Here is a 25,207-nt window from a genome sequence, read left to right on the forward strand (position 1 = left end):
GATCTTGCCGGGAATGGCTTTTGGTGCGGGACTTGGCGATCTGTCCGCTCAACGCGGCACAAATCCTCCAGAAATACGCTCCAAAACGTGAATAAGTCTTTGTTTTTCCTACTTCTTATCACATTCTGCAGAAGCGGATCGTCGCGTCCCGTCACATTCGACACGCCTTTTGTCACAGGCGACGCTGATTTTCAACCATCTTTGCATTCCGGCCAAGGATACCGATATCAGCCCTGACATTGACAGAATGATGGCTACATGGGATTGGCCGGGCAATGCGGATGTGGCGGAATTGGTAGACGCCCTGGATTTAGGTTCCAGTGCCGAAAGGCGTGGGGGTTCGAGTCCCTTCATCCGCACCACCCTTCGCTCTTCGAGCTTGGGGTGGCAGGCCACTCGAAGCTCCTCCGAGCCTTGGCGCAGGAGATCATTGCCAAGGCCGTAGCGCGATCTAGTAAAGCGGCTCCTCGAACAGTGTCTTGTCGCCGTCCACCAGCGCCTTGATCTGCGCCGTGCCGTTGGCCGCAATCGCCACCCGGATGCCGAACGGCCGCACCCGCATGTCGTTCTGGATCGCCATCCCCTCGCCTTCCGGCAGATAGAAGCGCTCGATGCCGTACTCCGGCGCGATCGTCGTTGCTCCCTGGCCGATATTCCAGCCCTCGGAGACGTGTCCGACGATATCGGCTTCATCGGATGCTGCCGGCGCCGGCGCTTGCCCGAACCAGGCCGCGGTCGGCCCCCAATAGCCATCGGCGCCCTGCTTCAGCCTGACCACGATCGACGTTTCCTCGCTGGAAAGCTTGCCGGCCGGAATGTTGCCGATCAGTTTCACCGGTATGCGTGAAATGTCGTAGCCGAGCAGAATGTAGTCACCGCGCAAGAGATCGCGCGGATCGATCGGCTCGACCTTGAGCAGGACCTGCTTGCCATCGCGCAGGATCGCCGCGCGTCCGGCGATGATCCAGCTCAGAAAGCCGATCTGGACGAGCGCCAGGACCAGCGCCGAGATGATCAGTCTTTTGCCGGTCATCATGCCGCCGCTCCTGTCATGTTCGAGGCGTTCATGCGCCTTTCTATGCGGATGATAATGAAAGCAAGAACGGCGAGCAGCACCGCCGCCGCAAGGAAGAAGCCTGCCGTGTCGAGCATTGATTGCAGCATCACCACATAGATGATGGCGAGTTCGAAGGCGAAGCCCGCATAGGCAACCCAGCGCAGTCCCCGGCTCTCGCGGCCGCCCAGCACGATCGCCGCGACGATGCCGGCCAGCGCAACAGCCGAGGCAATGGCAAAGCCGCTATTGTAGCTGCTTTCATCCGCCAGTTCGAATTGGATCATCGCCAGTCCGGTGAGAAAGCCGATCAGCGCGTGCAAGGTCAACCTGCCGCCGAGTTGCAAAACCCTCTCGACCGGCCCGGCAGCAAAGATCGCAGCGGTAAAAAGCAGCACCGACGCGGCAACGAGCGGGATGGCGACTTGCAGCGTGTCGTATTCCATGGCCAACAGCACGAGGTAGAAAAGGACCGACAGGATGATCAGGTGGCGCGCCGCCTGGCTGCGCGTCCAGAACGAAACGGCGAACAGCACCAGCGCCATGATCACGAAGAGATGCGGAAATTCCGTGCGCCGGAAGTAGTCGAACCCTCTCAGGAACAGCCAGGCATCGGCGATGCCGACGGCAGCGACGGTCAGTGGGTTTGAGCGCAGCGCCACCGCCGCCAGCGCCGTGCCGGCGCCCCAGGTGATCAAGGCCGAGGCCTCGTCGCCCGACAAATGATACATCTGGCCGATCAGCGCGATCGAACCGCCGAATGCCGCCGCCGCGACGATCCACAGTGCTTCGCCGATCGCCGCATGGTCGCGCATCTTCAACACCGCGCCGCCGACATAGCCGGCAAGGATAACGGCAAAAAGTGCCGCGACCCGCACCAGCCGCGGGATGACTTCCCAGTTGGCGGCGATGAAGATCAGGATAGCCGCGCCGAACAGCAGCGCCGCCATCATCGCCAGGATCGAGCCGAAACTCAGCGATTTGCGTTCGTTTGCCTCGACGTCGCGCGTTAGAGCCTCGGCTGTCGGCGCGTCGACCAGGCCGGCCTGCTGCCATCGCGCGATATCCGACCTGACCCGTGACGAATAGCTCGCCATGCCCCTCCCCCTTTCCCTGGTTCTTTTAGCTCGTCCGGCCAAGCGTTTGACCTAACGGCATTTTCCGATCTGGGCGGAAAAACTGGACGCGCGTTAATGCTGCATTGCACAATTTGCATTGCTGCCATGCACCAATAGCGCTTTTAAATCGATATGACCCCACCTATTTTCACGGTGCACACAAAGACGGAATGATCCGAAAGAAAGACGAAACGAGACTACCATGAACCTGATCCGCAACTATCGCAACTGGCGCCGCTATAGGGACACCGTGTCCGAGCTGAGCCGCCTGAGCACCCGTGAACTGACCGATCTCGGCATCAGCCGCAGCGACATTCACTACGTCGCCCGCAAGGCGGTCTAATCCTTCGGGCCGCAAATGGCCCGAACCAGTTTTGAAAAGAGAACGACAATGAACCTGATCCGCAACTATCGTAACTGGCGCGTGTACCGCGAGACGGTTACCGAGCTGGGTCGCCTGTCGAACCGCCAGCTCAACGATCTCGGCATCGTCCGCGACGAGATCAAGATGGTCGCTCGCAGGGCGATCTAACAACAAGAATTTCGCCAGGGTCGACCTCCTCCCCGACTCTGACGGATACGGTCAGCCTTCACCTCCTCCCGAGGGTTGACCACAAAAACGGCGCCCGCCGGACCTCCTCCCCCGGCGGGCGCTGTTTCTAAAAAGGGTTTCGCGCCCTTTCAAATGGCGAAAGGAATTTCGTCAAAGCCGACCTCCTCCCCGGCGATGACGAATACGGTCGATCTTCACCTCCTCCCGAGGATCGACCAACAAAACGACACCCGCCGGACCTCCTCCCCCGGCGGGTGTTGTTGTTTTGGGGCGGCTTCCCCCGTCAGCCATTCTCCCGCGTGGCAATTGCAATCCCCGCGCCAAGCGACTATTTCGGCGCTCATGGACAAGAACCCCATTCACGTTATCGGCGGCGGACTTGCCGGCTCCGAAGCCGCCTGGCAGGCGGCCGAAGCCGGCGTTCCAGTTGTCCTGCATGAAATGCGGCCCGTCCGCGGTACCGACGCGCACAAGACCGACGGGCTGGCCGAGCTCGTCTGTTCCAACTCCTTCCGCTCCGACGATGCGCAAACCAATGCCGTCGGCCTGCTGCACGCCGAAATGCGGCTGGCTGGTTCACTGATCATGAGCGCCGGCGACGCCCATCAGGTGCCGGCCGGCGGTGCGCTGGCCGTCGACCGCGACGGATTTTCCGAAGCGGTCACCAGAAAGCTCGAAGCGCACCCGCTCATCACCATTCGTCGCGAGGAAGTGCCCGGCCTGCCGTCGGCGGAGTGGGACCAGGCGATCGTTGCCACCGGCCCGCTGACGGCGCCTTCGCTCGCCCAATCGATTGCGGAAGCAACCGGCGCCGACGCGCTCGCCTTTTTCGATGCCATCGCGCCGATCGTCCATTTCGACACGATCGACATGGATATCTGCTGGTTCCAGTCGCGCTACGACAAGGTCGGTCCCGGCGGCACCGGCAAGGATTACATCAACTGCCCGATGGATAAGGAGCAGTACGTTGCCTTCGTGCAGGCGCTGGTCGACGGCCAGAAGACCGAATTCAAGCAATGGGAAGGCACGCCCTATTTCGACGGCTGCCTGCCGATCGAGGTGATGGCCGAGCGCGGCGTCGAGACATTGCGCTACGGGCCGATGAAGCCGATGGGACTGACCAATGCGCATAATCCGTCTGTAAAGGCGTATGCCGTCGTTCAGCTCCGCCAGGACAATGCGCTGGGTACGCTCTACAATATGGTCGGCTTCCAGACCAAGCTGAAGCACGCCGAGCAGGTGCGCATATTCCGCACCATCCCCGGGCTGGAAAACGCCGAGTTCGCCCGCCTCGGCGGCCTGCACCGCAACACCTACATCAATTCGCCGACTCTGCTCGACGCGTCGCTGCAGTTGAAGTCGCGACCCGGCCTGCGCTTTGCCGGCCAGATCACCGGCTGCGAGGGCTACGTCGAGAGCGCCGCCATCGGCTTGCTCGCCGGGCGCTTTGCCGCCGCCGAAAGGCTTGGCCATGCGCCGTCGCTGCCGCCCTTGACCACCGCCTTCGGCGCCTTGCTCAACCACATCACCGGCGGCCATATTGTCTCCGACGACGAGCCGGGAAAGCGCTCCTTCCAGCCGATGAACGTCAATTTCGGCCTGTTCCCGCCGGTGGACGCGCCGAAGATCGAGGGCAAGCGGCTGCGCGGCAAGGACAAGACGGTCGCCAAGCGGCACGCGGTGACATCGCGCGCGCTCGCCGACTGCCGCGAATGGCTGGGGCTGCCTTTTCGGGCGGAAGCGGCGGAATAACGGTCGGGTTGGCTACGCGGCAGCCTCTATGCGACCGGCCAGCCCCGCGTCGCGCGCCGGAACAAGAGCCAATGCCGGCGCAAGACAGAGAGCCGCGCCACCTCCTTGACAGGCGAGCGGCGGGCGCGCTCCATTTTGTCGAGATAGGCGCCCGAAAGAGCCAGCGGCAGAAACGCCGGGCGCAGCGAAACCGGTAGAGCGGACGCCCCCTGCTCGAAGGCGGAAAGATGTTCCCGTGCCAGCGCGATTATCGCGGCAGCGGCGCGTTCCGCGCCCGGCCCGCCGTCACCTGTAACGAATTCTTCCGGCGAGGATCCCGCCGCCGCCAAAATATCGGCCGGCACAAAGCACTGTCCCCGCTCGCGATGTAGCGGCAGCAGAAGCAGCAGACCGGTCATCGCCTGCGCACAACCTGCCCTGCCGGCAAGCTCGGCAAAGCGCGGTGCTTCGACCGGATCGAGCACCATCGCCGCAAGCTGGATAAGTGCTGCGGCAGTCTCGCCGCAATAGCCTTCGAGGTCGGTGCGCGACGGCATCGGGTCGTCATAGAGATCGAAGATGCGCGCTTCGAGCATGTTTTCGAAAGCGGCCTTGGGCAGATGGTGGGCGGAAATAGTCGCCTTCAGCGCGTCCGCCACGGGATGGCCGACCTCAGCCCCATCCTCTTCGACTGCGATGACGTCGCGCCACCATTGCAGCCGCACCTCGCCCGGCAGCGCCTCGTGGATGCGGTCGCGTATGCCGGCAATTTCGGCGTTGAAGGCATAGAGCGAAAACAGCGCGTCCCGCTTGTCTTCGGGCGCGTAGAGCGCGGTCAGGTAGCGGTCATGATCAGCGGCGCGCACCGTCTCCATGACGAGTTTGGTGTTTTCGGCCACGTCAGTCGACGGCGATGAGTGCTGCGGCCACCGCGCGGTCTTCAGCCAGCAGCACATTGTAGGTCCGCACAGCCGCCCCGGTCGACATCGGATCGGCGGAAATGCCGGCATCCTTCAGCGCGGCACGCAGCGCGGCCGGCAACGGCCTCAGATCCTTGCCGCTGCCGACCAGCAGGATCTCGACCTTGTCTGCCTCGTTAAACAGCTTGGCGAAATCCGCTGCCGTCAGCGCCAGCGGATCGGCCGGCTCCCAGCCATAGATGCCCGAAGGCAGGCACAGCAGCGAGCCGCGATGCGACATGTCGGCAAAACGGAAGCCGCCGTTGCCGTAAGCCTCGATCGGTGCGCGGCCGGGGAAATGCGCCTCGCGGATGACGATACCCTTGGCCACTTTTGAGGCAAGCCGTCAGGTGGCTATGGCTTTGCCGCCGCCCACCGGCTTTTCCTCGTCCGACGCTGTGGCCTGCGGCCGCAGCTTGAACAGGATAAGCAGTGGCGCGGCGATAAAGATCGACGAATAGGTGCCGAACACGACGCCGAACAGCATGGCCATGGTGAACGAGCGGATCACCTCGCCGCCGAACAGCACCAGGGCCAGCAGCGCCAGGATCGTCGTCACCGAGGTCAGCGTCGTCCTCGACAGCGTCTCGTTGATGGCATTGTTCAGCAGTTGCGGCAGCGGCATTCGCTTGTATTTTCGCAGATCCTCGCGAACACGGTCATAGACGACAATCGTGTCGTTGAGCGAATAACCGATGATGGTAAGGATCGCCGCCAGCGACGACTGGTTGAATTCGAGGCCGGTGAGGACGAAGAAGCCGATCGTCATGACCACGTCGTGAACGGTCGCAACGATGGCGCCGACCGCGAACTGCCATTCGAAGCGGAACCAGACATAGATCAGGATGCCGAGCAGCGCGACCAGCATGGCAATGGTGCCTTGCTTGGCAAGCTCGCCCGAGACCGTCGGCCCGACCACTTCGACGCGGCGGAAATCATACTGGTCCTGCAGCTCGCCGCGCACCTTGTCGATGACGGTCTGCTCGGCATTCTCGCCGCCCTCCTGGGTACCGACGCGGATCAGAACGTCGTTCGGCTCGCCGAATTGCTGAACCTGCACCTCGCCGATATTGAGTTCCGTCAGCCTGCCGCGGATGTCGGCCAGATCGGCATTGCCGGCCTTGGACTGCACCTCGATCAGCGAGCCGCCCTTGAAATCGATGCCGTAATTGATGTCGATGGTCATGAAGCCGATGACCGACAGCACCGAAAGCACGCTCGACAGCGTGAACGTCCAGCGGCGGATGCCCATGAACGGAATTTTCGTTCCCGGCGGAATGAAGGTCACCGGCGCGCGTGGCAACTCCTTCGGACGGGCCCGGCGAAGCCAGATCGACACCAGCAGGCGGGTGAAGGTGAAGGCGGTGAAGACCGTGGTCAGGATGCCGATGGCATAGGTGACGGCAAAACCCTTCACCGGCCCGGTGCCGAGGTAGAACAGCACCACGGTGGCAATCAGCGAAGTGACGTTGGAATCGACGATGGTCGCCAGCGCCTTGCTGAAGCCGGTATCGATCGCCTGGATCACCGAGCGGCCGGCACGTCGCTCCTCGCGAATACGCTCATAGATCAGCACGTTCGAATCGACCGCCATGCCGATGGTCAGCACGATACCGGCGATACCCGGCAAGGTCAGCGTCGCGCCAAGCAGCGACAGCAGCCCGACGATCATCGCGACATGCACCGCCAGCGCGATGTTGGCGAGGAAGCCGAGGAAACCGTAGGCGACGAACATGAACGCCACGACCAGGATCGAGCCGATGATGCCGGCGACCTTGCCGGCATGGATGGAGTCCTGGCCGAGGCCAGGGCCAACCGTGCGCTCCTCGATCACGGTGAGCGTCGCCGGCAAGGCGCCGGCGCGCAGCAGCACGGCGAGATCGTTGGCGCTCTCGGCAGTGAAATTCCCCGATATCTGGCCGGAACCGCCAGGGATCGGTTCGTTGATCCGCGGCGCCGAAATCACCTGATTGTCGAGGATGATGGCAAACAGCTTGCCGACATTCTGCGCTGTCGCCTGGCCGAACCGCTGCGCCCCCTTGGAATCGAAGCGGAACGAAACCACCGGCTCATTGGTCTGCGAGTTGAACGTCGCCTGGGCATCGACGAGGTTTTCACCCGAAACGATGACGCGGTTCTCGATCAGATACGGAACCGGCGGATCGTCCTGCGAATACAGCACCGAGGACCCCGGCGGCGGACGGCCGTTCAGCGCATCCTGCACCGGCATCGATTGGTCGACCATCTGGAAGGTCAGCTTGGCGGTCTGGCCGAGAATTTCCTTCAGCCGTTGCGGGTCCTGCAAACCAGGCACCTGCACAAGGATGCGGTCGTCGCCTTGCCGCTGCACGATCGGCTCGGTCGTTCCCAGTTCGTTGACACGACGGCTGACAACCTCGATCGACTGGGTCAGCGCCGTCGACGTACGGTATTTGATGCCGGCATCGGTGACGGTGAATTTAAGCAGGCCGGCCTCGGAATCATCCAGGGTCATCTCCTGGATGGACCCGCCGCTGAACAGGCCGGCCGCCACCGGATTGGTCAACGGCTTCAGTGCGTTCTTGGCGGCGTCGATCTGTGCGGGATCGGTGATGCGGACCTGCACCGTGCGCCCCGACCCGGCAAGGCCGGTATAGCCGATCTTGGCATCGCGCAGCAGCGTCCTGATTTCGTCGCGCGTCGTCTCCAGCCGATCCTTGATCAGATCGTTCGGATCCATCCTGAGCAGGATGTGCGAGCCGCCCTGCAGGTCGAGGCCGAGCGTCATCTGCCGCTTCGGCACCCAACTGGGCAGTTGGGCCAACGTGCTTGCCGAGAAAAGATTGGGCGCAGCGAGGACCACTGTGGCGGCCACGGCCAGCCAGATCAGGATCATCTTGAAGCGCGAAAAATAGAGCATTGGTTATCGTCCGTTCAGGCGTACAAGCGGCTGCGTTCCGCCTTCAATTCGGTTATTTCTTGGCGTTCTGGTTTGCCACCGGCTCGCCCTTGACGCGTACGTCGGCGATCGTCGAGCGCAGCGCCGTCACCTTGGTGCCGCCGCCAAGGTCGATCTCCAGCTCGTTATCGTCGATCACCTTGGTCACCTTGCCGACCAAGCCGCCGCCGGTGACAACGGTATCGCCGCGACGAACCGCCGCCAGCATCTCGCCGCGCTTCTTTAGCTGCGTGCGCTGCGGCCGGATGATCAGAAAATACATGATCACGAAAATCAGAGCAAACGGCACGATCTGGATAAACATTGCGGACGAGTCCCCGCCGATGCCTTGGGCGTATGCCGGTGTCACGAACATCGAGGTACTCCTGAATTTTAAAAACAGCCGCCTTAACCGTTCTGGGAATTTGACGGCCCCGCCAAATTTGGCCGGAATATAGTCGGTAACGTTGCCAATGCAACTGCGCCGCCGGGCAAATCGGCTGCTTTTCCGGCCTGGTGAGCCGTGTTAGAGGGTGATCCCGAAAAGCGACGCTCGGTTTCCGCAAAAGATCATGCCCGAACAAATGCTTGGGACGAGTTTCGAAACCGCTGAAATCAGGTAGGTTGGCCTGCCGCACCATCCCGAAAGCGAAACAAAAAAGACAAGAGATGACCGACAGCACCATCGATACCCTGAGCCAGAAGCTCGACCGCCTGATCGAGGCGGTCGCTCGCCTCGCCCCGCCGCCGGTGCCGCAAACCAACCTCGGCGAGGCCGATTGCTTCGTCTGGCAGGCCGATCCCGGCTATCTGGAGCCGGTGCTCAAGGTCAACCGCGTCGACATCGGCCTGATCCGCGGGGTCGATCGCGTCCGCGACATATTGGTCGACAACACCGAGCGCTTTGCCTCAGGCTATGCTGCCAACAACGTGCTGTTGTGGGGCGCGCGCGGCATGGGCAAATCGTCGCTGGTCAAGGCGGTGCACGCCGCGGTCAACGCTTCGGCCAACCTCGATCTGCCGCTCAAGCTTATCGAGATCCATCGCGAAGACATCGACACGCTGCCGAAGCTGATGGGCCTGCTGAAGGCAGCACCCTTCCGCTTCATCCTGTTCTGCGACGACCTGTCATTCGACCATGACGACACGTCCTATAAATCGCTGAAGGCAGCGCTTGAAGGCGGCGTCGAGGGCCGCCCGGCCAACGTCATCTTCTACGCCACCTCGAACCGGCGGCATCTGTTGCCGCGCGACATGATCGATAATGAGCGCTCGACGGCGATCAATCCGTCCGAAGCGGTCGAGGAAAAGGTTTCGCTGTCGGACCGTTTCGGCCTGTGGCTTGGCTTCCACAAATGTTCGCAGGACGAATATCTCGACATGATCGACGGCTATGTCCGCCATCACGATCTCGCCATCGATCCCGAGACGCTGCGCGCCGAGGCGCTGGAATGGGCGACGACGCGGGGCAGCCGTTCGGGCCGCGTCGCCTGGCAGTTCACCCAGGATCTGGCAGGCCGGCTCGGCAAATCGCTGAAGGATTAGCGGCTCAACGACTAACAGCAGAAGAAGCCCGCACCTTGCGGAGCGGACTTCCTCGGCGGGCTGAAGGTCAGGTGGCCCGCAAATCGCTTTCGTCATCTATTCGAGATAGGTCGAAGGATCGACCGGCGCCGAGTTCTTGCGCACTTCGAAATGCAGTTTCGGCGAGTCGGTGGTGCCGCTCATGCCGGACAGGGCGATTTCCTGGCCGCGCTTGACCTTCTGGCCGCGCTGCACCTCGATCGAGCTGGTGTGGCCGTAGACGGTGACCAGACCGTTTTCGTGCCGCACCAGCACCGTGTTGCCGAATTCCTTGAGGCCGTCACCGGCATAGATGACGACGCCGTTTTCAGCTGCCTTGACCGGCGTCCCCTCGGGCACGGCAATGTCGACGCCGTCCTTGCCGCCGCCGAAGCTTGAGATCACGCGGCCGCGCACCGGCCAGCGCATCTTGCCGATGCCCGTTGCGTCCGGCGCCACCGCATCGTCGTCCTCGGCCTGCTGGATGACTTTCGCGTCCTTCTTTGGCGGCGTGTAGGAGGCGAGCGTCTGCGTCGGCGTGGCCTTGGCAGGCGGCTGGGTGGTGGCCGTCGTCACCGGATCGACCTTTGCCGGCTTCGCACCGGCGACAACAGCGGTTCCGCCTGCCGGCACTTTCAGGGTCTGGCCGATCTTGAGCAGTCCATCCTGCATGCCGTTCGCCTGCTTCAACGCGACGACGCCGACGCCGGTCTTTCTGGCGATGGCCGACAGCGTATCGCCTTGCTGAACCGTGTAGGTGCCGCCGGCACCGGCTGGCTTGGCCGTCGCCGAAGCCACTTTGGGCGCGGCCTTTCCATCCTTCGGCTGGCTCGCGGCAGCCGAGGCGTCCACCTGCGCGGCAGACTTGCCTTCCCTGAGCTTCGGTTGCTGCGGCAGCACGGCCACCTTCTCCGGCGCGTCGGCCGGCTGGTCGTGCCTGGTGCCGTTCGCGGGCTTGGCGTCGGCGACTTTCGGCGTGGCGCCGTTGCTCGAATACGCATAGGCCGGGATGACGAGCTTCTGGCCGGTCTTCAGCCCCTTGGTCGCGCTCAGCCCGTTGACTTTCATGATGGCATCGGCCGGCACGCCGTAGCGCCGAGACAGGCCGGAAATGGTCTCGCCGTCCTTGACGACGATCTCGGTTGCATGCGGTGCGCCGGCGGCCGTCGCCATGCGCGGCGCGTCGGGCTCGGCGTTCTTGAACGGCCTTGCCGCCGGAGCGACGGTGCCGGTTGCCGTCCTGTCGACACGAGGAGCGGCAGGCGCCATCGCCGGCGCGGCAGCGGTACGCACCGGGCGGGCGGCGGGTGCCAGGGCGGGAGCCGGCGGTGGCAACTGCTGCGCCGTAACCGGTTCGAGGCTTGAGCGGCTGACCGACTGGGTGTGGCTGCCGTCGACCGGCGCGGCCGCAACATCGCCCGGATAGGGCTGGGCAGCATCCTGCTTGTCGATGATGGCGCGCTGGTTGTTGGTCGAGGCGGTGAACACGTCATCGACGCTGTTGAACCGCGCCACCTGGGAACTACACCCCGTCGCAGCGCCTGCGATCATGAGGACGGCGCAGCCACGCGCCAGATTGCGTCCGTTTGCCTTCAAAACACTGAATTGCATCGCACTAACCCGCACAGACCCGGTACAACTGAGTGTGATTAAAGCGCGTTAATGTTACCGGTCGGTTAAACCTGTAGAATCAGACGCAAATTTTCTTAAAATATTCGAGGAAGGCTCTCAACTTCGTCGTCCTAGGATGACGAAACGACAGGCTTCGGCTGATCCCCAAGCGGCGCGATGTACCCGGAATCAGATCACCGCGGCGACACCGTGCAGGATCGGCTGCAGGCGCACCAGGCCGATATCCTCGCGTTCGAAGCGGCTGCCGACCTTGGTCAGCTTGGCCAGCACCTGCTCGCCTTCGTCGGGTCCGATCGGCGCGATGACGATGCCGCCGCTCGACAATTGGTCGAGGAGGAAGCGCGGTAGGCTGTCGAAGGCCGCCCAGGCGACGATGCGGTCGAACGGCGCTTCGTTGGCCAGCCCGTTGGAACCGTCCGCCTGGCGCACGATGACATTGCCGATGGCGAGTGCCTCGAGACGCTGCCGGGCCTGTTCGGCCAGCGTCTTGTAACGGTCGATGGTGACGATCCGCGCGGCAAGCCGCGACATCACCGCCGCCGTGTAGCCGGATCCGGTGCCGATCTCGAGCACCCGGTTGCCCGGCTCGATGGCAAGTGCCGCGATCACCGCCGCCTGCAGGTCGGCGCCTTCGATGGCCTCGCCGCATTCGATCGGCAGCATACGGTCCGACCAGGCTATCGAGTGGAAATGCGGAGACAGAAAGCCGCGCCGCGGCGTCGCCTCGAAGGCGGCGATAAGCGCCTTCGGCACCGTCCCCCTGCCGCGCAGGCGAAGCAGGAAGGCAGCGAAACCTTCGCGCTCGTCGACCGTTGCAGCGTGGTTCAAGTTCATGCGAGCGCCTTGGCCAGTTGATCGCGGATTTCATGCGCGGTGAGATCGAGCTGCAGCGGCGTCACCGACACCAGCCGATTGCGCAAGGCATTGAGGTCGGTGCCTTGCTTGCCCTCGACCGGCTCGCGGCCGAAGCGCAGCCAGTAGTAAGGCAGGCCGCGCCCGTCGCGCCGCTCGTCGACCCACAGGCTGTGGACCAGCTTGCCCTGCGAAGTGACTACAGTTCCGGCGATCTCTTCCGGCGCACAGTTCGGAAAATTGACGTTGAGCAGCACGCCGTCCGGCAACGGCATGGCGACGAGCTTTTCGAGCAGGGCCGGCGCCAGCGCTTCGGTGGTCTCGTAAGGAACGACGCGGTCCTCGCCGACATAGGAATAGGCCTGGCTGATGGCGATCGATCGCACGCCGAGCAGCGCGCCTTCCATGGCGCCGGCGACCGTGCCCGAATAGGTGACGTCGTCGGCGATGTTGGCGCCGGAATTGACGCCGGACAGGATCAGGTCAGGCGCTGCGGGCAGGATCTTCTTCACGCCCATGATGACACAGTCGGTCGGCGTTCCGCGCACCGCAAAGTGCTTTTCACCGATTTTCCTGAGCCGCAGCGGCTCCGAGATCGACAGCGAATGCGCATAGCCGGACTGATCCTGTTCCGGTGCCACCACCCAGACGTCGTCCGACAGCGTGCGCGCGATGCGTTCGAGTGATGCAAGGCCCTCGGCATGGATGCCGTCGTCGTTGGTCAGAAGGATGCGCATTATTTCGATTCGATCTTTTCCAGACCGCCCATGTAAGGCCGAAGCGCTTCAGGAATGGTTACGCTGCCGTCCTCGTTCTGATAATTTTCGATGACGGCAATGAGCGCACGGCCGACGGCGGTGCCGGAGCCGTTCAGCGTGTGGACGAAGCGATTGCCCTTGCCGTCCTTGTCCTTGTAGCGGGCGTCCATGCGCCGCGCCTGGAAATCGCCGCATACCGAGCACGACGAGATCTCGCGATAGGCGTTCTGGCCGGGCAGCCAGACCTCGATGTCGTAGGTCTTGCGCGCGCCAAAGCCCATGTCGCCGGTGCACAGCGTCATGGTGCGGAACGGCAGGCCGAGCCGCTTCAGCACCTCCTCGGCGCATTCGGTCATGCGCTCGTGCTCGGCAACCGAAGTCTCCTGGTCGGTGATCGACACCAGCTCGACCTTGTAGAACTGGTGCTGGCGCAGCATGCCGCGCGTGTCGCGCCCGGCCGAGCCCGCCTCGGAGCGGAAGCACGGCGTCAGCGCCGTATAGCGCAGCGGCAGTTTTTCGTGCGGCGTGATCTCGTCGCGAACGAGATTGGTGAGCGGCACTTCGGCGGTTGGGATTAGGCCAAGCCTGCCGTCCCCGTGCCGCACGAAGAATAAATCCTCCTCGAATTTCGGCAGTTGCCCGGTCCCGAAAAGCACCTCGTCGCGCACCATCAACGGCGGCTGGATCTCTACGTAGCCGTGCTCGGTGGTGTGCAGATCCAGCATGAACTGGCCGAGCGCGCGTTCCATCCGCGCCAGGCCGCTTTTGAGCACGGTGAAGCGCGAGCCGGAAAGCCGTGCTGCCCGCTCGAAATCCATCATGCCGAGCGCTTCGCCGATCTCGAAATGCTCCTTCACCCAATTCGGCCGCGTCGGCACCTCGCCGACGACGCGTTTGACGACGTTGTCGTGCTCGTCCTTGCCGACCGGCACATCGTCGAACGGCACGTTTGGCAGCACTGCCAACGCATCGTTCAGCGCCTTGTCGAGCTCGCGCTCGCGCGCCTCGCCATTCTGGATGAAGGCCTTGATCTCGCCGACCTCGGCCTTCAGCCTTTCGGCAAGAGCTGCATCGCCCGAGCGCATGGCATTGCCGATCTCCTTCGATGCGGCGTTGCGGCGTTCCTGCCTGGTCTGCAGCTCGGTCAGATGCTCGCGCCGCGCCTCATCCGCGGCGATCAGGTCGTCGACCGTGGACTGCGCATCCCCGGCCGACCACGAGCGCTTCTGGAGCGCTTCGACAAGGGCCCTCGGGTTGTCGCGAATCCATTTGATATCAAGCATGGTCTGTTCGTCCTCGGCACGGCGGTTTCGGGGCAAGGAAATGCCCAAAACAAAGACCAGAGGGCGTAAACCGCATCCCTGATCGATGCAAGATGTCAAGCCGAGTTCCTTCGCGCCCCCCTCTGTCCTGCCGGACATCTCCCCCTCAAGGGGGGAGATCGGCAGCTTCGCCGACGGCTTGCTTTTTCAGCGCCGGAGATCTGCGAAAGCCGCGATGACGGCCGATCTCCCCCCTTGAGGGGGAGATGTCCGGCAGGACAGAGGGGGGCGCTGTCCCGCCGACATTGATGTCGGCAGCACTCGCAACATTTGGTCGAAAGGAATCTGAGCCAAAAAAACCCGCCTCAGTGGGCGGGTCGTCGGCGCCGAATCAGCACCATACCCAAATTAATAGCATAGCTGCCGGCACAAAGCAAGAACAAAGTTGCTGCGGCCGGCAAAAAGATGCCAGCCGGTCAACCGAACCTATGTCGAAGACGCGTCCGCCGGCTTTTCGGCCACCTCTTCGGTGGCGTCCTGCTTTTCGCGGGCCACACGGTCGCGCTCCTTGCTGCGTTCGATCAGCCGGGCCGACCAGATCGAGACCTCGTAGAGCAGGATCGTCGGAATGGCGAGGCCGATCTGGCTCATCGGGTCGGGCGGCGTCAGCACCGCCGCCACCACAAAGGCGATGACGATCGCCCATTTGCGCTTCTCGGCCAGGGCCGTTGACGACAGCATGCCGACCCGCGTCATCAGGCTTGTCACCACCGGCAGCTGGAACACCAGGCCGAAGGAGAAGATCAGCGTCATGATCAGACTGAGATATTCGGACACTTTCGGCAGCAGCGAAATCTGCACCTGGTCGTTGGTGCCGGTCTGCTGCATGGCGAGGAAGAACCACATCACCATCGGCGTGAAGAAGAAATAGACCAGCGACGCGCCCATCAGGAACAGGATCGGCGAGGCGATCAGGAACGGCAGGAAGGCGTTGCGCTCGTTTTTGTAGAGGCCGGGCGCGATGAATTTGTAGATCTGCGTGGCGATCAGCGGAAAGGCGATGACCATGCCGCCGAACATGGCGAGCTTGACCTGGGTAAAGAAGAACTCCTGTGGCGCCGTATAGATCAGCTCGACCTTGTGCGGGTCGAGCCCGGCCCATTGGGTCGCCCATCTGAACGGAACGACCAGAAGGTTGAACAGCCGCTTGGCGAAAAAGAAGCAGACCAGGAAGGCAACAAAAAAACCGCCGATCGACCAGATCAGCCGCCGGCGCAACTCGATCAGGTGCTCCATCAGCGGAGCCGACGATTTTTCTATCTCGTCCTTTTCCTTGTCCGAAACACTCACTTGGCGGCTCCCGCCGTTTTCCTGGCGGCCGGCTTCTTCGTTGCTGACGCCGGCTTCTTCGCTGCTGACGCCGGCTTCTTCGCTGCTGACGACTGCGCTTTTTGCTCAGCTTTTGCGGCAGCCTTTGGCGCAGCAGTCTTTGCCGGCTTGGCCGGCGCGGCGGCCGCGGCTTTTGCGGGCGCTGGCTTCTTCTTTGCCGCAGGTGCTTTTTTCGGCACGGCCGCTGCAGCCGTATGCGCCTGCACTGCCGGCGCTACGACGGACTCGTCCGTCATCGCCGGAAAGATCGGCGTGGCCGGCGTCGGCTCCGGCGGGCTGACGCCGGGCATCGTCGTTGCGCCGTTCTTAAGCGGCTCGGCCGCCTGCTCCGTCGCAGCGGCGGCATCGACGGCCGGCTTGGGTTTCATCACTGCGTCGACGCCGGAACGGACGTCGGCGGCGGCCTGCTCGAATGGATTGAGCTGCTTCCTGATCTCGGCTGCCGGATTGAGGCTTCTCAGCGAATCGACCGACTTCTTGACGTCGTCGAGCTCGGCTTCCTTCAACGCATCGTTGAACTGCCGCTGGAAATCGGACGCCATGGCGCGCAGCTTCGCCGTTGTGCGGCCGAAGGTGCGCAGCATGTTGGGCAAATCCTTGGGCCCGACGACCACGATCATGACGATCGCGATCACCAGCATCTCGGTCCAGCCGACTTCGAACATGGCTATACGTTCCGACTCAAGTTTTGGCCGACGAAAATTTTGGGCTCAGCTTTTGCTGGCCTTTTCCTTCGGTACCGAAACGGTTTCGTCGGAACGGTGTTCGACGGTGCGCTTGTCCTCGGCAGTCTCGTCGTCCGCCATGCCCTTCTTGAAGCTCTTGATGCCCTTGGCCATGTCGCCCATCAACTCGGGGATCTTGCCGCGGCCGAACACCAGCAGCACGATCACCAGAACGATCATCCAGTGCCAAATCGAAAATGAACCCATAGCAAATCTCTCTCGAACGGTTTCCCAGACGCTGATCTATGCGCTTTCGGGTTCGGATTCAAACAGAACTGCGACAGAGTTCATAAATGAGTCGCCGAAGTCACGCACTTTCGGCACGGCGGCCCGCTACCAATCGGCGCAGTTCCATCCTGCCTGTGGCTTTAAGATGGCGCTCGGCTCAATCTTCCGTGACGCGCGGCGTCAAAAGGCCGAGTTCTTCGAGGTCGATGTCGGTCAGCGGATCCTCGTCGTCGGTGAGCGCATCGGGGTCGGCCGGCGGCAGCGGCACCGAGAAATTCGACGGCATGCGGCCGGACAGCAGCCCGGCACCCTTCAATTCCTCCATGCCGGGGAGATCGCGTATCTCCTCCAGTGCGAAATGGTCGAGGAAAATGTCGGTCGTGCCGTAGGTGACGGGACGGCCCGGCGTGCGGCGCCGGCCGCGCATCCTCACCCATTCGGTCTCCATCAGCGTGTCGAGCGTCCCCTTTGACGTCTCGACGCCGCGGATGTCCTCGATCTCGGCGCGCGTTACCGGCTGGTGGTAGGCGATGATCGCCAGCACTTCGAGGGCAGCGCGGGACAGCTTGCGCTGCTGCACCGTGTCACGGCTCATCAGGAAGGCGAGGTCGCCGGCGGTGCGAAACGCCCAGGCATCGCCGACGCGCACCAGATTGACGCCGCGCCGCGCATAGATCTGCTGCAGTTCGGCCATTGCCGCGGCAATGTTGATGCCGTCGGGCAGTCGCGAAGTGAGCTGTTTTTCGCTGACCGGCTCGGCGCTGGCGAATACGATCGCCTCGGCCATCCTTACGGCCTCCGCCATATGCAGCCGCTCGCCAGGATTCCGCGACAAATTCTGCCCCTGATTTTGTGCCGGGTTTTCGGCGACCGCGCCTTGCTCGGCGTCGTCGTCGACCTTGAACGGAATGACCGAAGCGTTGGCGCGTTCGTTCATGGTGTTACCTCGACTATCTTGATGGCCTGGGCGCGGCCGCGCAGATAAAGCGGCGCGAACACCTGGTCCTGCCGCATTTCCATCTTGCCTTCGCGCACCAGTTCCAGCGTCGCCGCAAACGAGCTGGCAACCGCGGTGCGCCGCTCTTCCGGGGCGGCCAGATATTCGACCAGGAAACTGTCGAGCGCCGTCCAGTCGCGCAGCGACCCGATCAGCCTGGTCAGCACGTCGCGCGCATCCTTGAGCGACCACACGCCGCGCCTGGCGATCGTCACATTGGTTATTGCCTGCTTCTGGCGCTGCTGGGCATAGGCAGTCAACAGGTCGTAGAGCGAGGCCGAATAGGCATTGCGCTTCTCGACGATGACCATTTCCGGCATGCCGCGTGCAAACACGTCGCGTCCAAGCCGGTTGCGGTTGACCAGCCGTGCCGCCGCGTCGCGCATCGCCTCGAGCCGCTTCAGCCGGAACTGCAGCACCGCCGCCAGTTCCTCGCCGCTTTCGCCTTCGTCGCCGGGCTGCTTGGGGATCAGGAGCTTCGACTTGAGAAACGCCAGCCACGCGGCCATCACCAGATAGTCGGCGGCAAGCTCCAGTCTCAGCGCCCTCACCTTCTCGACGAAGGCCAGATACTGTTCGGCCAGCGCCAGGATCGAGATGCGCGACAGGTCGACCTTCTGATTGCGGGCAAGATGCAGCAGAAGATCGAGAGGACCTTCGAAGCCGGCCACATCGACGACCAACGCCGGATCGCCGGTCAGCCGGGAATCGTCGTTCTCGGCCCACAAGCGGTCCATCGGTGCGGCCTTGCCGGCCTTCAGGTCCAATGTTTCCGCCACTTCGCTTCCTTTGATGCTAGGCCACCGCGTCGAAATAACTGGCAAATTCGGCCCGAATCTCGGTTTCGTCCGCCACGTCGCGGTTCCTGATATAGGTCAGCGCCCGCTCCGCGCGCTCAAACGACTTGCCTTCCAGCCCGGTCGTGCGCGATGCAATGCCGGCCATCTCCTCGAACACGCCGTTGCAGTGAAGGACCAGATCGCAGCCCGCCGCAAGGATCGCGGCCGCCTTTGACGGGAAATCCCCAGAAAGTGCCTTCATCGAGGTGTCGTCGCTCATCAACAGGCCGTCGAAGCCGATTTCGTCGCGGATGATCTCTTCGATGACCTTGCCGGATGTGGTGGCCGGGTTCTTCGGGTCGATCGCGCTATAGACGACATGCGCCGTCATCGCCATCGGCAAATGGTTGAGCTCCCTGAACGGGGCAAAATCATGCCGCTGCAGGTCGCCGATCGAGGCGTCGACGGTCGGCAGTTCGAAATGCGTATCGGCGAAGGCCCTTCCATGGCCGGGAATATGCTTCATCACCGGCAGCACGCCGCCCGCCATCAGGCCTTCCGCCGCGGCGCGACCCAATTCGATGACGGCGCGCGGCTCCTTGCCATAGGCGCGCGCGCCGATGACGTCGCTGGCGCCCTCGATCGGCACATCGAGCACCGGCAGGCAATCCGCCGTGATGCCGTAGCGCAGCAGGTCGAAGGCATGCAGCCGCGCCATCAGCCAGGCGGCACGGGTGCCGGCGTCATGGTCGTCGCGCCACAAGGCGCCGAGTGCACCGGCAGCCGGATAGTTCGGCGCCAGCGGCGGCCGCAGGCGCTGCACGCGGCCGCCCTCCTGGTCGATGAATACCGGCGCGTCCGCACGCTCGACGCAGTCGCGCATGGCGGCGACCAGATCGCGGATCTGCTCGGTCTCGCCGATATTGCGCGCAAACAGGATGAAGCCCCACGGGCATTCGTTGCGATAGAAACGGATCTCGTTGCGGGTCAGTGATTTCCCGGCGCAGCCGAGGATCATGGATTTTGATTCGGTCATGCGGAACAGTTTAGAGCTTCGCGCCGACAAAGGGAATCGCCCGTAATTGCCTTCAGAGGTTTCCGTTCACGCAAAAAAGCCGGCGCGGACGCCGGCTTTTCGAGGGGCCTTGGTGCCTAGTGGGACACGAAGCAATTGCCGCCGGCAGCCTTGTAGCTGGTGCACAGTTTGATCGCCTCGTTGCGAGACTGCGCCGGAACGCGGACGCGGTAGAAGGTGCCCTTGCCGGCGATCTCGGCCTTGACGATGTTGGCGGTGCGGCCGGAAAGCACGCTGCCGTAGCGGCGCTGCAGATCCTGGTAAGTCGCCTGGGCGCTTTCGACTGTCGGCTGCGAAGCGATCTGTATCGACCACGAACCAGCCCCGGCCGCGGCCGGATCGATGGAAGCGACCTGATCGGGCTTGACCTCGCCAACCACATCGACCGGCTGGTCGGACGGGCGCTGCGGCGCCACCGGAACCGTGGCCGGGGTGCTGGCGGACTGCTTGCTGGCTGACGCCTGGGCCTTGGCTTCAGCCTTTGTGTCGGGCTTGGGCGCCGGCTGCAGCTTGGAGGTTTCGGCCTGATCGCCGCTCGGCTGGTCGCTAATCTTCGGATCACTTGTGATTTGGTCGATCAGGGGCACGGTGCCGGTCTGCGCGGCGGCGTCGGCCTGGGCCGACGGAGCGACGTGCTGCGGCGCCGGATCGGCCGGCTCGGCAGCAGCCATCTGCGGGGCGGCAGGCGCCGGATCCTCGCGCGCCACCAGCGAACCGTCAGGTTTCACGACCATGGTCCGTACCTTGCGCGGCGCAACGGCGACGATCTCGGGGGTTGCACCCTTCTCGGCCTCCTGCAGAACCTGCGCGATGCGATCCTCGGACTTGGGCGCCGGTGCGGCGGCGGTTTCGGCAGCGCCAGCCGCACTGGCGCCAAGCGTGCTGGAGTCAGACGCGCTGGTGCCGGGCGCATTGGTGCCAGCCCCGTCGGTGTCGGACGCCGCGGTGCCGGGCGCGTCGATATCGTCCGCGGCATCGGGGTCATTGGGCGAAAGATCGACGACGCGGCTCTCCGGTTCGTTGGCCTTCAGGTCCACAGGCTCTTCGGTGTTGGTGACCAGCTTCTGCTGAACCGGCTCGGCGGGCTTGGTGCCCTTGACCACAGCGTCATAAACCTTGTTGTCCTGGTTCGGCACGACGGTGCCGCCTGGATTTTCCGGCTTGATCTTGATCGGCCTGTTGTCGGCCTTGACGATAACCGGCGCATCGCCGCCGCTCTTGCCGCCGAGGGTCAACGCAAAGGCGCCAAGGCCTCCGGCGATCGCCACGGCGCCGACCACCGCACCTATCAGCAGCCCGCGCCTGCGCGGCTGCCTTTCGGCCCCGCGTTCGGCAAGGCCCGGAACCGACATCTCCTCGTCCAGTTCGGGATCGTAGTCGAGCTCATCGAAGGTGAAATCGTCGGCCTGCGAAACCGGCTGGCCACCGGGCAATGGGCCCAGATCGAAACCGTCCGCTGCATCGGCATAGGAAGCAGCCGCCGCGCTGACGGGGGCTACCGCAGGCTTGGCGCCATAGGCGCGCGTCTCGCTACGATCTTGCTTGTAGCCAGACGCGAAGCCGGCATCGTATTCATCGTCATAGCCAGCACTGCGCACCGGGGCAGGCGCTATATCCGTTGCATTCATTTCGGTGAGAAGGCTGGCAAAATCGGCATCGAGATCGTCGTAGGCGGGCGCCACCGGCTCGTCATCGTCGAAGTTGAGCTCCGGAATGTCGAGATCGTCCGCCAGCGCCACGACGCGCTCGGGCACGTCGACCGTCTCGACATCGGGCATCTCGTCATAGGCGGAGGGCTGTTGACGCGAAGTTGGTGCAGCTTCCGTGTAGGCGGGCCGATCTTCATAGGACGGCCTCTCTTCACGGGATGCCTGGCTTTCATAGGACGGCCTCTCTTCGACCGGTGCGGCCCGATAGGACGGCGTTCCAGCCGGCTGCGGCGGTGGTGCCGAACGCGCCGAAGCCATCGGCTGGCTTGCAAAAGCGGGCTGAGGCTGTGCGACCGGTGTCACGCGGCTCCACGAGCGGGCCGGCTCGGGCGGTGTGGCGCGTGTCGTCAGCCAGTTCAGCGCATCGAGCGGGTCTTCCTCGGCAGCAGCTGCCGCACTCTTGTCGGCCGAGTCATGATCCAGGCCGATATTCCTGGCGAAGTCGGCATCGAGTGCATCGCTGTCGAGATCATCCGCGGGTCCGGCAGCGGCTTCAACACCGAAATCCTCGCCTTCAAGCTCATCGAGGAGGACACTGCCAAGATCGGCGTCATCGGCGGCACTGGACTGCTGCGGCTCAGCGGGCTCGTGCTCGTCGAGTTCCCAATCCAGCTCGTCGACAGCATGCACCGGTTCGTTGGCGACGTCTTTGACCGCCGCCATTGGCTGTTCAGCGGCCACTGCTGGCTTCTGAATTACCGGCGCGATAGGCTGCTGAACAGCCATCACGGGCTTCTGGGCAGTCTGCGGGCTTGTCTGAGGTTCGTTGACCGCTTGTGCCGGCCGTGTGCTCATCGCACCGAGCAGCGCGTTCAGTTCGTCTTCCAGGCTGCGTTCCTCAGCCACTGGGGCCGTCGGGACGACAGCGGCCGGCGCCGCTGGTTCGGCCGCAACCTGCGCCACGGGTTCTTCGGCTTCCTCGGCAGGCGCATCGTCGAAGCTCAGATCGAAATCGTCGTCGAACGCCGCTTCAGCGGCCGTGCCGGAAAGCCGGGCGGCCTCTGGCTCTTCGATCGACTGCTCTTCGATAAACTCTGGTTCTTCGATTTCGGCAGGCCCGTCCGAGCGAACGTCGAAGTCCATGTCGACATCGGCCATGGCATCATCGAAATGGCCGGCAAGATCCTCATCGGCCGAAACCGCCTCAACCGGCGATGCCGGGGCGGCGACGTTTTCCGCCGGCTCATGCTCGTCGAACATCAGCTCGTCTTCGAGCGAACTTGCCACGGCATCGTCGAACTCGTCATCGAACGCAGGCGCGGCCGCTTGCGCGGCGGTTTCAACGGCGACGGTCTGCTCCATCGGCTCACGCTTGTCGAACATCAGCTCGTCTTCGAGCGAGCTTGCAACGGCATCGTCGAACTCATCGTCGAAGGCGGGCTCGTCGACCGGCTCGATCGCCTCGGCTGCGGCCCTGGGTTCATCCTCGCCGGTCACCGCGATCTTGGCCGTCACATCGTCGTCGTGCCGAAAATCCTGGTCGAGCGAGGCGGCAAGTTCGTCGTCACTCGAAAGGTCGTCCTCGAACGGCGACACGTCTTCGAGCGAGCCGGCGACGGCGTTATCGAAATCGTCGTCGAACTCCGGCTCGACGGCGGGAGCGAACGCCCTTTCGGGGGCGGAGGCAATTTCGTCGGCGGCAACAGAAGTGGCTGCAACAGGAGCAGCATCATCCGCCGCACTGTCGTCGAACGCGAAATCCTGTTCGAACGAGGCAGCAAGCGCGTCCTCCATTTCGTCGGCGGCGGCCGGTTCGGGTGTCGGCTCGCGAAGCTTGGCAGGGGAAGCATTGTCATTGGCGTCGGCGCCGAATTCGCCCATCAACTCCTTCTCGAGATCGATCTCGAAATCGCCCTCGTCCAGCGACGGTTCGGCGGCAGCGGTTTTCGGCTGTGCCGGCGTTTGCGGTTTGACCGGCTGGCGCGGGTCGAACCCCATGATCCTGGTCAGTTCCGCGAACGGATCATCGTTGGCGATGTCGTTGTGGTCGGCTGCTCTCAGCTGGGTTCTGTCTGCCATTATTGTTCCCGAACTCGCACTCATTCGGACGCCATGGACGTCGCGTAGGGTTGGCCCTTACCAGCGCAATGTGGGCAAAAGGTGACAGGTTTTTTACTCAAACCTAACGCATTTCGGTGGGCGCATTGGCTCCGATCAGCGTCAGGCCGGACGTCAAAACGTCCGAAACAGCCTGCACCAGCCCTAGTCTGGCATGCGTCAATTGTCGGTCGTTAACCTTAACAAAACGTAAGTCGGGATTATCGGTGCCCCGGTTCCAGTGTCCGTGGAAGCTGGAAGCGAGTTCGTAGAGGTAAAATGCCAGCCGGTGGGGCTCGAGCGCGAGCGCCGCGGCTTCGATCAGCCGAGGATATTCGGCGAGCTTCCTGATCAGGCCGATCTCCCCCTCATCGGTCAGCAAAGCCACTTCGGCGGCCAGCTGGTTGCGGTCGAACATGGCCTCGCCCAATTGCTCGCTCGCCTGCCGGAACACCGAATGGCAGCGCGCCGAGGCGTACTGCACGTAGAACACCGGATTGTCCTTCGACTGCTCGGTCACCTTGGCGAAGTCGAAGTCGAGCGGCGCGTCGTTCTTGCGGTAGAGCATCATGAAGCGGATCGGGTCGCGGCCGACCTCCTCCACCACTTCGCGCAAGGTCACGAACTCGCCCGACCGCTTCGACATACGTACCGGCTCGCCGGCGCGAAACAGCCTCACCAACTGGCAAAGCAGCACGGTAAGCTTGACCTCGTCGCCGGCAATCGCCCGGGCAAGCGCTTCCAGCCGTTTTACATAGCCGCCATGATCGGCACCAAGCACATAGATCAGATCGACGAAGCCGCGATCGACCTTGTCCTTGAGGTAAGCGACATCGGCGGCGAAATAGGTGAAGGTGCCGTCCGACTTGACCAGCGCCCGGTCCATGTCGTCGCCGACCGCGGTCGAGCGGAACAGCGTCTGCTCGCGGTCCTCCCAGTCGTCCGGCTTCTCGCCCTTGGGCGGCGGCAGCTTGCCCTTGTAGATGTGGCCCTTCAGCGTCAGGTCGCTGATCGCCGAGCGGATCTTCTTCGCATTGTTGGCATGCAGCGTCCGCTCGGAGAAGAAGACGTCGTGATGCACGTTGAGCAGCGCCAGATCCTCGCGGATCATCGCCATCATCGCATCGATCGTCCTGTCCTTGACGATGGCAAGCGCCTCTTCGTCCGGCATCTGCAGCAGGGAGCGGCCGAATTCGCTGGCCAGCGCCTGACCAACGGGGATCAGATAGTCGCCTGGATAAAGCCCGGGCGGAATCTCGCCGATCTCATCGCCGAGCGCTTCGCGGTAGCGCAGCATGACTGAGCGTCCGAGCACGTCGATCTGCGAACCGGCATCGTTGATGACGTATTCCTTGGTCACGTCGTAACCGGCGAAGGCCATCAGATTGGCCAGCGCGTCGCCGACCACAGCACCCCGGCAATGGCCGACATGCATCGGGCCGGTCGGGTTGGCCGAGACATATTCGACATTGGTTTTCTTGCCGCCGCCGACAGTCGAGCGGCCGTAATTGCGGCCTTCGCCGAGCAGCGCCGTCAGATGCGCCTGCCAGAAGCCGTCCTTGAGCCTGAGATTGACGAAGCCCGGGCCGGCGATCTCGGCGGCCGCGATATCCTCGTCGGCGCGCAGCGCCTCGGCCAGCCTTTCGGCCAGCGCACGCGGGCTCTGGCCGGTCGGCTTGGCCAACACCATGGCAGCGTTGGTCGCGAGGTCGCCATGGCTGGCATCGCGCGGCGGCTCGACGGCGATGCGCGACAGGTCCGGCGACGCGCCATCCTTGTCTTTCAAATCAAGCGCTTCGACGGCCTTTATGATTCGCGCGTTGAAATCGGCGAAGATGTTCATTGCTATGGCTCTGACGGTTTTGCATG

Annotated in this window: 22 protein-coding genes and 1 tRNA gene; 5 read left to right on the forward strand and 18 right to left on the reverse strand. The window is 63.4% G+C overall.

Annotated elements, in window-relative coordinates:
- Positions 1–277 precede the first annotated feature (277 nt).
- Positions 278–362, forward strand: a tRNA-Leu gene (locus NKH99_RS16200).
- 89 nt (positions 363–451) lie between these two features.
- Here NKH99_RS16200 and NKH99_RS16205 read toward each other — a convergent pair.
- Together NKH99_RS16205 and NKH99_RS16210 are read right to left on the reverse strand one after the other, a co-directional pair.
- The gene (locus NKH99_RS16205; RefSeq protein WP_352614037.1) at positions 452–1,036 is read right to left on the reverse strand and encodes a GDYXXLXY domain-containing protein; all 585 of its coding nucleotides are present in this window, start codon (positions 1,034–1,036) and stop codon (positions 452–454) included.
- Entirely contained in the window at positions 1,033–2,151 is a 1,119-nt protein-coding gene (locus NKH99_RS16210) for a DUF2157 domain-containing protein (RefSeq protein ID WP_353014701.1), read from the reverse strand. Before NKH99_RS16210 ends, NKH99_RS16205 begins: the two co-directional genes overlap by 4 nt.
- Positions 2,152–2,374: 223 nt before the next feature.
- Here NKH99_RS16210 and NKH99_RS16215 point away from each other — a divergent pair, with 223 nt between their 5' ends.
- The 3 genes from NKH99_RS16215 to trmFO all read left to right on the forward strand — a co-directional run bounded on the left by NKH99_RS16215 (position 2,375) and on the right by trmFO (position 4,477).
- Positions 2,375–2,515: a DUF1127 domain-containing protein gene (locus NKH99_RS16215; protein WP_091596947.1), complete on the forward strand. Its 141-nt coding sequence runs from the start codon at positions 2,375–2,377 to the stop codon at positions 2,513–2,515.
- 48 nt (positions 2,516–2,563) lie between these two features.
- On the forward strand, positions 2,564–2,704 hold the full coding sequence (locus NKH99_RS16220) for a DUF1127 domain-containing protein (protein WP_023678914.1): 141 nt from the start codon (positions 2,564–2,566) through the stop codon (positions 2,702–2,704).
- A gap of 363 nt (positions 2,705–3,067) precedes the next feature.
- On the forward strand, positions 3,068–4,477 hold the full coding sequence (gene trmFO / locus NKH99_RS16225) for a methylenetetrahydrofolate--tRNA-(uracil(54)-C(5))-methyltransferase (FADH(2)-oxidizing) TrmFO (protein WP_353014702.1): 1,410 nt from the start codon (positions 3,068–3,070) through the stop codon (positions 4,475–4,477).
- A 26-nt stretch (positions 4,478–4,503) separates the two neighbouring features.
- Here trmFO and NKH99_RS16230 read toward each other — a convergent pair whose 3' ends face one another.
- The 4 genes from NKH99_RS16230 to yajC are packed head-to-tail and all read right to left on the reverse strand — an operon-like array spanning position 4,504 to position 8,708.
- On the reverse strand, positions 4,504–5,331 hold the full coding sequence (locus NKH99_RS16230; RefSeq protein ID WP_502896454.1) for a phytoene/squalene synthase family protein: 828 nt from the start codon (positions 5,329–5,331) through the stop codon (positions 4,504–4,506).
- Between the two features lie 25 nt (positions 5,332–5,356).
- Complete coding sequence (locus NKH99_RS16235) at positions 5,357–5,746, reverse strand: Mth938-like domain-containing protein (RefSeq protein ID WP_352500864.1); 390 nt, start codon at positions 5,744–5,746, stop codon at positions 5,357–5,359.
- Between the two features lie 15 nt (positions 5,747–5,761).
- The gene (gene secDF / locus NKH99_RS16240; protein ID WP_352470433.1) at positions 5,762–8,314 is read right to left on the reverse strand and encodes a protein translocase subunit SecDF; all 2,553 of its coding nucleotides are present in this window, start codon (positions 8,312–8,314) and stop codon (positions 5,762–5,764) included.
- A 52-nt stretch (positions 8,315–8,366) separates the two neighbouring features.
- Positions 8,367–8,708, reverse strand: coding sequence for a preprotein translocase subunit YajC (gene yajC, locus NKH99_RS16245; RefSeq protein WP_352451381.1), 342 nt, complete (start codon positions 8,706–8,708; stop codon positions 8,367–8,369).
- A gap of 293 nt (positions 8,709–9,001) precedes the next feature.
- On the opposite strand from yajC, the gene NKH99_RS16250 reads away from it, so the two are divergent.
- Positions 9,002–9,877 carry an ATP-binding protein gene (locus NKH99_RS16250; protein ID WP_352995149.1) on the forward strand — a complete coding sequence of 292 codons (876 nt, stop codon included), beginning with the start codon at positions 9,002–9,004 and terminating at the stop codon, positions 9,875–9,877.
- 96 nt (positions 9,878–9,973) lie between these two features.
- Here NKH99_RS16250 and NKH99_RS16255 read toward each other — a convergent pair whose 3' ends face one another.
- The 12 genes from NKH99_RS16255 to argS all read right to left on the reverse strand — a co-directional run bounded on the left by NKH99_RS16255 (position 9,974) and on the right by argS (position 25,181).
- The gene (locus NKH99_RS16255) at positions 9,974–11,506 is read right to left on the reverse strand and encodes a peptidoglycan DD-metalloendopeptidase family protein (protein ID WP_352539744.1); all 1,533 of its coding nucleotides are present in this window, start codon (positions 11,504–11,506) and stop codon (positions 9,974–9,976) included.
- 189 nt (positions 11,507–11,695) lie between these two features.
- Positions 11,696–12,361, reverse strand: coding sequence for a protein-L-isoaspartate(D-aspartate) O-methyltransferase (locus tag NKH99_RS16260; RefSeq protein WP_352500868.1), 666 nt, complete (start codon positions 12,359–12,361; stop codon positions 11,696–11,698).
- Positions 12,358–13,116 (reverse strand): 5'/3'-nucleotidase SurE, encoded by a 759-nt coding sequence (gene surE / locus NKH99_RS16265; protein ID WP_352539743.1) that lies wholly within the window; start codon positions 13,114–13,116, stop codon positions 12,358–12,360. The genes NKH99_RS16260 and surE overlap by 4 nt, the downstream gene beginning before the upstream one ends.
- Positions 13,116–14,420 (reverse strand): serine--tRNA ligase, encoded by a 1,305-nt coding sequence (gene serS, locus NKH99_RS16270; protein WP_353014704.1) that lies wholly within the window; start codon positions 14,418–14,420, stop codon positions 13,116–13,118. The genes surE and serS overlap by 1 nt, the downstream gene beginning before the upstream one ends.
- Before the next feature lie 465 nt (positions 14,421–14,885).
- Complete coding sequence (gene tatC, locus NKH99_RS16275; RefSeq protein ID WP_352539741.1) at positions 14,886–15,749, reverse strand: twin-arginine translocase subunit TatC; 864 nt, start codon at positions 15,747–15,749, stop codon at positions 14,886–14,888.
- Positions 15,746–16,453: a Sec-independent protein translocase protein TatB gene (tatB, locus tag NKH99_RS16280; protein WP_353014705.1), complete on the reverse strand. Its 708-nt coding sequence runs from the start codon at positions 16,451–16,453 to the stop codon at positions 15,746–15,748. The genes tatC and tatB overlap by 4 nt, the downstream gene beginning before the upstream one ends.
- 45 nt (positions 16,454–16,498) lie before the next feature.
- Positions 16,499–16,720 carry a twin-arginine translocase TatA/TatE family subunit gene (locus NKH99_RS16285; protein WP_023678929.1) on the reverse strand — a complete coding sequence of 74 codons (222 nt, stop codon included), beginning with the start codon at positions 16,718–16,720 and terminating at the stop codon, positions 16,499–16,501.
- 178 nt (positions 16,721–16,898) lie between these two features.
- Entirely contained in the window at positions 16,899–17,678 is a 780-nt protein-coding gene (scpB, locus tag NKH99_RS16290; protein WP_352470421.1) for an SMC-Scp complex subunit ScpB, read from the reverse strand.
- Positions 17,675–18,475 carry a segregation and condensation protein A gene (locus NKH99_RS16295; protein WP_352490754.1) on the reverse strand — a complete coding sequence of 267 codons (801 nt, stop codon included), beginning with the start codon at positions 18,473–18,475 and terminating at the stop codon, positions 17,675–17,677. Before NKH99_RS16295 ends, scpB begins: the two co-directional genes overlap by 4 nt.
- A 58-nt stretch (positions 18,476–18,533) precedes the next feature.
- Positions 18,534–19,553 (reverse strand): beta-N-acetylhexosaminidase, encoded by a 1,020-nt coding sequence (nagZ, locus tag NKH99_RS16300; RefSeq protein WP_352815675.1) that lies wholly within the window; start codon positions 19,551–19,553, stop codon positions 18,534–18,536.
- Between the two features lie 116 nt (positions 19,554–19,669).
- Positions 19,670–23,320, reverse strand: a complete 3,651-nt coding sequence (locus NKH99_RS16305) for an SPOR domain-containing protein (RefSeq protein ID WP_353014706.1) — start codon at positions 23,318–23,320, stop codon at positions 19,670–19,672.
- A 103-nt stretch (positions 23,321–23,423) separates the two neighbouring features.
- The gene (gene argS / locus NKH99_RS16310; RefSeq protein ID WP_353014707.1) at positions 23,424–25,181 is read right to left on the reverse strand and encodes an arginine--tRNA ligase; all 1,758 of its coding nucleotides are present in this window, start codon (positions 25,179–25,181) and stop codon (positions 23,424–23,426) included.
- Between the last annotated feature and the right edge of the window lie 26 nt (positions 25,182–25,207).

The organism is Mesorhizobium sp. M0854 (assembly GCF_040319815.1).
GTDB lineage: Bacteria > Pseudomonadota > Alphaproteobacteria > Rhizobiales > Rhizobiaceae > Mesorhizobium.